The organism is Limnohabitans sp. Rim8, assembly GCF_945869175.1.
GTDB lineage: Bacteria > Pseudomonadota > Gammaproteobacteria > Burkholderiales > Burkholderiaceae_C > Limnohabitans_A.
In genome coordinates this window covers 1-8,679 of record NZ_CAMBNZ010000108.1, presented here as the reverse complement: position 1 = coordinate 8,679, position 8,679 = coordinate 1, and the positions used below count along the sequence as shown (strand labels likewise).

8 protein-coding genes and 1 tRNA gene are annotated in these 8,679 nt (G+C 53.1%); 1 reads left to right on the top strand and 8 read right to left on the bottom strand.

The genetic code is table 11. The annotated features are described in order from the left end of the window. Positions 1-1,178: tyrosine-type recombinase/integrase (locus Q0O19_RS13095; protein ID WP_295523682.1), on the bottom strand; the 1,178-nt coding region annotated here is incomplete at its 3' end. Between the two features lie 93 nt (positions 1,179-1,271). Continuing rightward, positions 1,272-4,019, bottom strand: coding sequence for a preprotein translocase subunit SecA (gene secA, locus Q0O19_RS13090; RefSeq protein WP_295523680.1), 2,748 nt, complete (start codon positions 4,017-4,019; stop codon positions 1,272-1,274). A 229-nt stretch (positions 4,020-4,248) separates the two neighbouring features. Here secA and Q0O19_RS13085 point away from each other — a divergent pair, with 229 nt between their 5' ends. Next, entirely contained in the window at positions 4,249-4,557 is a 309-nt protein-coding gene (locus Q0O19_RS13085; protein ID WP_295523678.1) for a DciA family protein, read from the top strand. Between the two features lie 51 nt (positions 4,558-4,608). On the opposite strand, the gene Q0O19_RS13080 is transcribed toward Q0O19_RS13085, so the two are convergent. The 6 genes from Q0O19_RS13080 to petA all read right to left on the bottom strand — a co-directional run. Further along, positions 4,609-4,684: transfer RNA gene (locus tag Q0O19_RS13080), tRNA-Thr, on the bottom strand. Positions 4,685-4,742: 58 nt separating this feature from the next. Next, positions 4,743-5,189, bottom strand: a complete 447-nt coding sequence (locus Q0O19_RS13075; protein WP_295523676.1) for a ClpXP protease specificity-enhancing factor — start codon at positions 5,187-5,189, stop codon at positions 4,743-4,745. 17 nt (positions 5,190-5,206) lie between these two features. Further along, on the bottom strand, positions 5,207-5,818 hold the full coding sequence (locus Q0O19_RS13070) for a glutathione S-transferase N-terminal domain-containing protein (protein WP_295523675.1): 612 nt from the start codon (positions 5,816-5,818) through the stop codon (positions 5,207-5,209). Positions 5,819-5,909: 91 nt separating this feature from the next. Further along, a complete protein-coding gene (locus Q0O19_RS13065; protein ID WP_295523684.1) occupies positions 5,910-6,665 on the bottom strand; it encodes a cytochrome c1 in 756 nt (251 codons plus the stop codon). Between the two features lie 29 nt (positions 6,666-6,694). Further along, on the bottom strand, positions 6,695-8,104 hold the full coding sequence (locus Q0O19_RS13060; protein WP_295523673.1) for a cytochrome bc complex cytochrome b subunit: 1,410 nt from the start codon (positions 8,102-8,104) through the stop codon (positions 6,695-6,697). An 11-nt stretch (positions 8,105-8,115) separates the two neighbouring features. Then, positions 8,116-8,679: ubiquinol-cytochrome c reductase iron-sulfur subunit (petA, locus tag Q0O19_RS13055; RefSeq protein ID WP_295523671.1), on the bottom strand; the 564-nt coding region annotated here is incomplete at its 5' end.

Below are 8,679 nucleotides of genomic sequence, written 5' to 3'. Positions count from 1 at the left end.
CTTGCTATATCAAATATTGGAATTCCTCTTTTTATCATCATTACAGCGTAGAAGTGCCGTAAACTGTACAACGTATACTTCTCTTTGTCTCTACTTTCAGACAAGTTTATTGAGTCAAGTAGTGCGTTGAATTGGTCTATAAGTGTGACTATTTTATTGCCGTCATACATACAAAAAAACCATCCATCTGTATCTACAATCTTCCTTTTAGGGCTACGTACTTCCCTAACAGTTTCTTCATTCATTCTTACTTTGTTTCGCTCTCTTACTCGCTCAACATATCTAACGACACTCGTTCTTGGTATAACGATTCTTCGTCCAGTTTTTCCTCGTACTGAAAACATATAGTTCTTACGCCCAAGCTCATCCTTAAACTCAACAATGTCTTGATCTTTCAAGTTGTTAGCCTCACCTACTCGCATTCCACTGTTAGCCAATATCAGTACGTAATCTCTAACAAGTTCCTTTGTGTACTTCCACTCTTTGTTCTTAGTTTCACGTATTCCCTTACGCATACCTTTAATTATTTGCCAGTACTCAGCAACTGTAAATGTTGGGCGAACAATTGCCTTTTCCGCCTTAAAACGATATGTTGGTAATTGCGTTTTACCCCTATAGCCACGCTCAAAAGCAAACTTAAGCAACGTCTTTGCCAGAGTAGTTTCCCACTCTAAAGTTTTATCTGCTGGGTTTAGCTTGTGATTACGAGGACGCTTGTCCTCCGCCATTCGGTGGTAGTAGTCTTTACGCCACGGCACATAATCTTGTAGAACAGCATTGTCTATATTACTTACGCTCTTTGTTCCACAATACTCTCGCCAGAACTTAGAAACTCGCTTAATTTGACGAAGCATATGAATGCTTGTCTGCTGTTGTGAGCTTGTGTTTGTCTTTACTTCCAAGCTTTTCTGGTATTGACTTTGCCTAAGTGCGATGTATTCGTCTATCACTTCGTTGAAAGACTTGTGCTGTAGCGGCAAGCCTTCGCGTTGCTTAAACTCCATTTCATAAAGATATTTGAGTGCTAACTTGCGTGCCTCATCTACCTTACGTGTCTTTAAGCTTTTGTATACGTACTTCCTATCGCCCTTGTAAAAACGGGCTTGGAAAATGCCATTGCGACAGAAGATAAGGACCTTGCCATCCTCTAACTCTTCCTTAAAGTCTGTGCTTAACATTTGCCTAACTTAGTCCATTAAAGTGCCTTTTGCTTAACAATTGTAAAACATTTTTTGGCTACTGTAAATCAAATAGACCGTTGATTTTATTGACTATTTTAGGCGTCCGTGGCAGTGCTTGTATTTCTTGCCGCTGCCACAAGGGCAGGGATCGTTCCGACCGACTTGACCAAAGGCTTCTTGCAAACCCACCAAATCGGCTGCCACAGTCTGTGGCGTACCGGACTCGTCCGGTGCGCTGTAAGTGACGTTGCTGATCTGCTCAGCACGCTCTTCGATGGCCTGGGCCGCTTGTTCGATCTGGTCACCCGAGTCAATGCGTACCGTCATCAGGGTGCGGGTGACTTCGTTTTTGACAGCGTCCAACAACTGCCCAAACAGCTCAAAGGCCTCACGTTTGTATTCTTGCTTGGGTTGCTTTTGGGCGTAGCCGCGCAAGTGAATGCCTTGGCGCAGGTAATCCAAGGAGCTGAGGTGTTCACGCCAGTGTGTGTCGATGCTTTGCAACAAAATCATGCGCTCAAACGAGGTGAAATTATCCGCCCCCAAACTGTCAAGCTTGGCTTGGAAATGGGCATGGGCTGCCCCCACCACCGTCTCCAGAATGTCTTCGTCTGTGATGGCGTTGGAGGCTTGCACCTTGCCGCGCAAATCCAGCGTCAGCATCCACTCTTCGGCCAAGGCCTTTTCCAAACTGGCCAGGTCCCATTGTTCCTCCACCGTTTCGGCTGGCACGTATTGGCGCACCAAATCACTGAAGCAACCTTCTCGCAGCGAGGCGATCTGACCATTGAGGTCCTTCGCATCCAGGATGTCATTGCGCTGCTGGTAGATCACCTTGCGCTGGTCGTTGGACACATCGTCGTATTCGAGCAATTGCTTGCGGATGTCGAAGTTGCGCGACTCCACCTTGCGCTGGGCGCTTTCAATACTGCGCGTGACAATGCCCGCTTCGATGGCCTCGCCTTCGGGCATCTTCAACCGGTCCATGATGGCGCGCACGCGGTCACCTGCAAAAATGCGCATCAGCGGATCGTCCAAGCTCAAATAAAAGCGTGAGGAGCCAGGGTCGCCTTGGCGGCCTGAACGGCCTCGCAACTGGTTGTCGATGCGGCGCGACTCGTGTCGCTCGGTGGCAATGATCCGCAAGCCACCCAAAGCCTTGACCTTTTCGTGCACCACTTTCCATTCGTCGCGCAATTGCGCCACGCGGGCTTGCTGGGCTTCTTGCGCGAGCGCTTCGTCGGCTTCCACCGCCTGGATTTCTTTTTCGATGTTGCCGCCGAGCACGATGTCGGTGCCACGACCGGCCATGTTGGTGGCAATCGTGATCATGCTGGGGCTTCCGGCTTGGGCCACGATGTCGGCCTCGCGCGCGTGTTGCTTGGCATTGAGCACTTGGTGTGGCAGCTTTTCTTGCGTCAGCAACTGGGAGATCAACTCCGAGTTTTCAATCGAGGTGGTGCCCACCAGCACCGGCTGACCACGTTCATGGCATTCGCGGATATCGGCAATCGCCGCGGTGTAGCGCTCTTGCGAGGTTTTATAGACACGGTCCAACTGGTCTTCGCGCTGGCTCTTGCGGTGAGGCGGAATCACCACGGTATCCAGGCCGTAGATTTCCTGAAACTCATAGGCTTCGGTGTCTGCCGTTCCGGTCATGCCACCAATCTTGTTGTACAGGCGGAAAAAATTCTGGAAGGTGATGGAGGCCAGCGTCTGGTTTTCGGCTTGGATGGCCACGCCTTCTTTGGCCTCGACGGCCTGGTGCAGGCCATCGCTCCAGCGGCGACCGGTCATCAATCGCCCGGTAAATTCGTCCACGATGACGATTTCACCCTCTTGAACCACGTAATGCTGGTCGCGGTGGTAAAGGTGCTGCGCTCGCAATGCGGCATTCAGGTGGTGCATCAAGGTAATGTTGGCCGGATCGTACAAGCTGGCGCCTTCAGGAATCAAGCCCATTTGGGCCAGGACCGATTCGGCTTTTTCGTGGCCCTGTTCAGTCAAGAAGATTTGGTGGGCTTTTTCGTCCAGCGTGAAGTCACCGGGGGTGATGACCCCCTCCCCCGTGCGAGGATCAGCTTCACCTTCTTGGCGAGTCAGCAAAGGCACAACCTGCTTCATCGACAGGTAAGTGGCCGTGTGGTCTTCGGCCTGGCCGCTGATGATCAAAGGCGTGCGTGCCTCGTCGATCAGGATCGAGTCCACCTCGTCGATGATGGCGTAAATCAGGGGACGCTGGACGCGATCATGGGCTTCGTAAACCATGTTGTCGCGCAGGTAGTCAAAGCCGTATTCGTTGTTGGTGCCGTAGGTGATGTCCGAGTTGTAAGCCGCCTGCTTTTCTTCGCGCGACATCTGGGCCAGATTGATACCGACCGACAAACCCAGAAAGTTGAACAACTTGCCCATCCAACGCGCATCACGGCTGGCCAGGTAGTCGTTCACGGTGACCACGTGCACACCCTTGCCGGTCAAGGCATTCAGGTAAGCCGGCAGCGTCGACGTCAACGTTTTGCCTTCGCCCGTGCGCATTTCAGCCACTTTGCCGTTGTGCAAGGCAATGCCACCTGCCAACTGCACGTCGAAGTGGCGCATCTTCATGACACGCTTGGAGCCCTCTCGGACCACCGCAAAGGCTTCGGGTAACAGCGCATCCAATGTTTCACCTGCGGCAAAACGCTCGCGAAAGTGCGGGGTCTTTGCACGCAGTTCATCGTCACTGAGCGACTCCAGTCCTGCCTCGAGTGCGTTGATGCGCTCCACCGTTTTGCGGTATTGCTTGAGCAGTCGGTCGTTGCGGCTGCCGAAAATTTTAGTAAGGAATGGGATGGCCATGTCTACGAGATCCTCCCTCCGCCTAAAGGCTGAGAAACAGACCGTCTATCCTGTCTAGTTAAGGGTTCAAAAGATGCAGGACCTGCGGGATTGATTTCCCCCATGTCCACGAAAGGCACCCCTCAGGCACCCGCCAAATGGGATGATTTTAGCCTCTAGGCGCTGTGGTTTTTGGGCTTATCCTCCACCCTTGCGCTGTGCTGGATAATGAAGTCCAAGCTTATTCACCATGACAAGACATCACCAAGCCATTCCCCTGCAACAAGCAGCGCAAGAGTCGCCGACATTCGCACACTTGTCCAAATTGATCCGTGCTTCCAGCGATCGGCTGCAGGCCATTCGCGGCCTGTTGCCAGCGCCCTTGCGCGCGAGTGTGCAAGCTGGCCCTCTTGATGAAGGCTGCTGGTGCCTGCTGGTGAGCTCCAACTCTGTGGCGGCCAAACTCCGCCAACTGTTGCCTGCACTTCAAGCCCAATTGACTCAAAAAGGGCTGGCCGTGACCTCCATTCGCATCAAGGTTCAAAAACGTCAGGGATGAATGCCACCCCAAGAAAAAGGCCCTGATTGAAAAATCAGGGCCTTTTAAATTTGGTGCCGCTTGTCGGATTCGAACTGACGACCTACCGCTTACAAGGCGGGTGCTCTACCAACTGAGCTAAAGCGGCACGGGCTGAATTTTAACGCGCTACGGGGCCATTTCTGAGCTCGGCGTTGTTAATTTTTTCACTTGATGCGTTTCAATGCAGGACGCATAGGCGATGAGCTGGGCGGTGTCGGCTCATCGTCTGAAGGGGTCTCGGTTTCAGACAAATGCACCGCAGACAACGTGGCTGCAGGCGCACCGTCGTCATTGACTGGAAACGCCATGCCTTGGCCGTTCTCTCGTGCATAAATGGCCATCACACGGTGGATCGGCACCATGATGTCACGTGGTTTGCCACCAAATCGGGCTTTGAACTCGATAAAGTCATTGCCCAGCTTGAGGGAACTGGTGGCATCCATGCTGACGTTCAGCACGATCTCTCCTCCTTGCACGTACTCACGGGGCACTTGCACGCTGGCGTCCACCTTCACAGCCACATAGGGTGTGAAACCGTTCTCGGAGCACCAATCGTACAAAGCCCTGATCAAATAAGGGCGTGTGGAGGGCAATTCGGTGGCACTGATCATCGTCGCTCCAGCAGAACTTACTTGCGCATGACCTTCTCTGATGGGGTCAACGCTTCAATATAAGCAGGGCGCGAAAAGATGCGCTCGGCATATTTCAGCAAAGGTGCCGCGTTTTTACTGAGCTCGATGCCGTAGTAATCCAGACGCCACATGAGCGGCGCAATGGCCACATCCAGCATCGAGAAGTTGTCACCCAGCATGAACTTGTTTTTCAAGAACACCGGGGCCAGCTGCGTCAAACGGTCACGGATGTGCGAGCGCGCTTTCTCCAAGGCCTTGTCATTGCCTTTGAGGGTGCGGTTTTCCAGTGTCAACACATGGGCAAACAGCTCTTTTTCAAAGTTGAGCAAGAACAGGCGCACGCGGGCGCGATCTACGGGGTCGCCGGGCATCAAGTGAGGGTGGGGGAAACGCTCGTCGATGTACTCATTGATGATGTTCGACTCGTACAAGATCAGGTCACGCTCCACCAAAATAGGCACTTGGCCGTAGGGGTTCATGACATTGATGTCTTCGGGTTTGTTGTAGAGGTCCACGTCACGGATTTCAAAGTCCATGCCCTTTTCAAACAGCACAAAGCGGCAGCGGTGGGAAAAAGGGCAAGTGGTTCCGGAATAAAGCACCATCATGGCGGAGGCTCCTCAAAAAATCAAAAAGAGTGGAAGGCCCCAAGGCCTGCCACTCCACAAGACCCAGCCCAGAGGCCGGATGAAAGATCAATTACTTGACGTCTTTCCAGTACGCGGCATTCAAACGCCAAGCAATGAAAGTAAAAAAGGTCAAGAAAATCAGAACCCAGACACCGATTTGAACCCGTGCATTTTGACCCGGTTCGGCCATCCATTGCATGTATCCCACCAGATCACCGATCGCTTGATCGTACTGTAAGGGAGTCATGGTACCCGGCTTGACTTGCTTCCAGCCTGAGAAGATTTGGACAGTTTGGCCATGCTCTTCTTTTTCAGTGAAAACCGGTTCGCGCTCGCCTTGCAACTCCCACAGCGGGTTGGGCATACCGACGTTGGGCATGGCCAAGTTGTTCCAACCTGTAGGCTTGGTCGGGTCTCGGTAATAGGTGCGCAAGTAAGTGTAGAGGTAGTCTGCACCCGAGCCACCATGGCCAGAACGCGAGCGCGCCATCAAGGTCAAGTCGGGCGGGTTCTTGCCGAACCAGTCCTTGGCCAAGACAGGGTCCATGGCCACTTTCATGTTGTCACCCACGCGGTCTGTGGGGAACAGCAAGTTGTCCTTGATCTGCTGCTCTGTCAAACCAATGTCTTTCAGGCGGTTGAAACGCATGAAAGCGGCAGAGTGGCAGTTCAGGCAGTAGTTGACAAACAGCTTGGCACCGTTTTGCAAGGCGGCCAAATCGTTGGTTTTGTGAGGTGCTTTATCCCAGGCGATGCCACCACCAGCAGCGTGGGCACCTGCCATCAGACCCAGGGCCATCACAAAGCCCAAAGCGAGTTTCTTGATGTTTTTCATGTTCTTGAATCTCCGTGATCTCAGTGAGGCGTGAAGGTCACGCGTTCAGGAACGGGCTTGGGCGTACCCAACTTGCTCCACCAAGGCATCAACAAGAAGAAGCCAAAATAAAACAGTGAACCGACTTGGGACACACGCTCACCAATCGGTGAAGGTGGCTGAACACCGAGGTAGCCCAGGATCAAGAAATTGATCACGAACACGGCGTACATGTATTTGTGCCAATCAGGACGGTAGCGGATCGACTTGACCGGGCTGTTGTCCAGCCATGGCAAGAAGAACATGATGACCACAGCACCACCCATCACCACCACGCCCCAAAACTTGGCATCGATGGCCAGCATCATGGCGGAAAGCGCCACGGCCGCACCGATCACAGCGCCTTTGAGCACTGTGGGCAGTTTGCCTTTGGCAACAGCCAACACCGCACCGATGACCACGCAAGCGATCAACACGTACATCATCTCGGTGGTGATCGCACGCAACATCGAGTAGTAAGGTGTGAAGTACCAAACTGGGGCAATGTGCAAAGGCGTGGTCAATGGATCGGCCGGGATGAAGTTGTTGTATTCGAGGAAATAACCACCCATTTCAGGCGCAAAGAACACGATGGCAGTGAACACCATCAGGAAAATGCTGACCGACATGATGTCGTGCACGGTGTAGTAAGGGTGGAAGGGAATGCCGTCCAGTGGGTTGCCTCGGGCGTCTTTGGGCGCATCAGGCGCCTTGATTTCAACGCCATCGGGGTTATTGGAGCCCACTTCGTGCAATGCAATGATGTGCGCCACCACCAAGCCCAGCAGCACCAAAGGCACGGCAATGACGTGGAAGCTGAAAAAGCGGTTCAAGGTGGCATCGCCGACCACGAAATCGCCGCGGATCAACAAAGCCAGATCAGGACCGATAAAGGGAATGGCCGAGAACAAGTTCACGATCACCTGGGCGCCCCAGTAGGACATCTGGCCCCATGGCAACAAGTAGCCCATGAAGGCTTCTGCCATCAGGCACAAGAAAATGGCGCAACCAAAAATCCAGACCAACTCACGCGGCTTTCGGTAGCTGCCATAAATCAAGCCACGGAACATGTGCAGGTAAACCACCACGAAGAAAGCCGATGCGCCTGTGGAGTGCATGTATCGGATCAGCCAACCCCAAGGCACATCGCGCATGATGTACTCGACCGAGGCGAACGCCAGCGCTGCGTCGGGTTTGTAGTGCATGACCAAGAAAATACCGGTCACGATTTGAATCACCAGCACCAACAGTGACAGCGCACCAAACACGTACCAGAAATTCAGGTTTTTGGATGCGTAGTACTCCGACAAATGGTCTTTGTAAAGCTTGGACAACGGAAACCGGTTGTCGACCCAATTCAGGAGTTTTTCACCTGCGGGGGCGTTCGGAGAGATTTCTTTGAAATGAGCCATTTAGTTCTCCATCAAGCTTTCTTGTCTTCACCAATGATCAGCTTGGTGTCAGACAGGTACATGTGAGGGGGCACTTCGAGGTTGTCAGGTGCTGGCTTGTTTTTAAACACGCGACCGGCCAGGTCGAATGTAGAGCCGTGGCAGGCACACAGAAAGCCGCCATTCCAGTCATCAGGCAGTGAAGGCTGAGGACCTGCGGCGAACTTGTCAGCTGGTGAGCAGCCCAAATGGGTGCAGATTCCCACAGCCACCATGATCTCGGGCTTGATGGATCGGTGGCCATTCTTGGCGTATTCGGGTGTGGGGTAAGCCATGCGGGCCGATGCCGGATCGGCCAATTGACCCTCAATCTTCTTGAGAGACTCAAGCTGCTCAGGCGAGCGCTTCATGATCCAAACGGGTTTGCCGCGCCATTCGACCGTGAGTTTTTCGCCCGGGTTCAAAGCGGAAATATCCACTTCTACTGCCGCGCCAGCCGCCTTGGCTCGTTCGGAGGGTTGGAAGCTGCTGACGAAGGGGGTGGCCACAAAGCCAGCGCCTACGGCACCTGCGCAACCGGAGGCAATCAGCCAGGT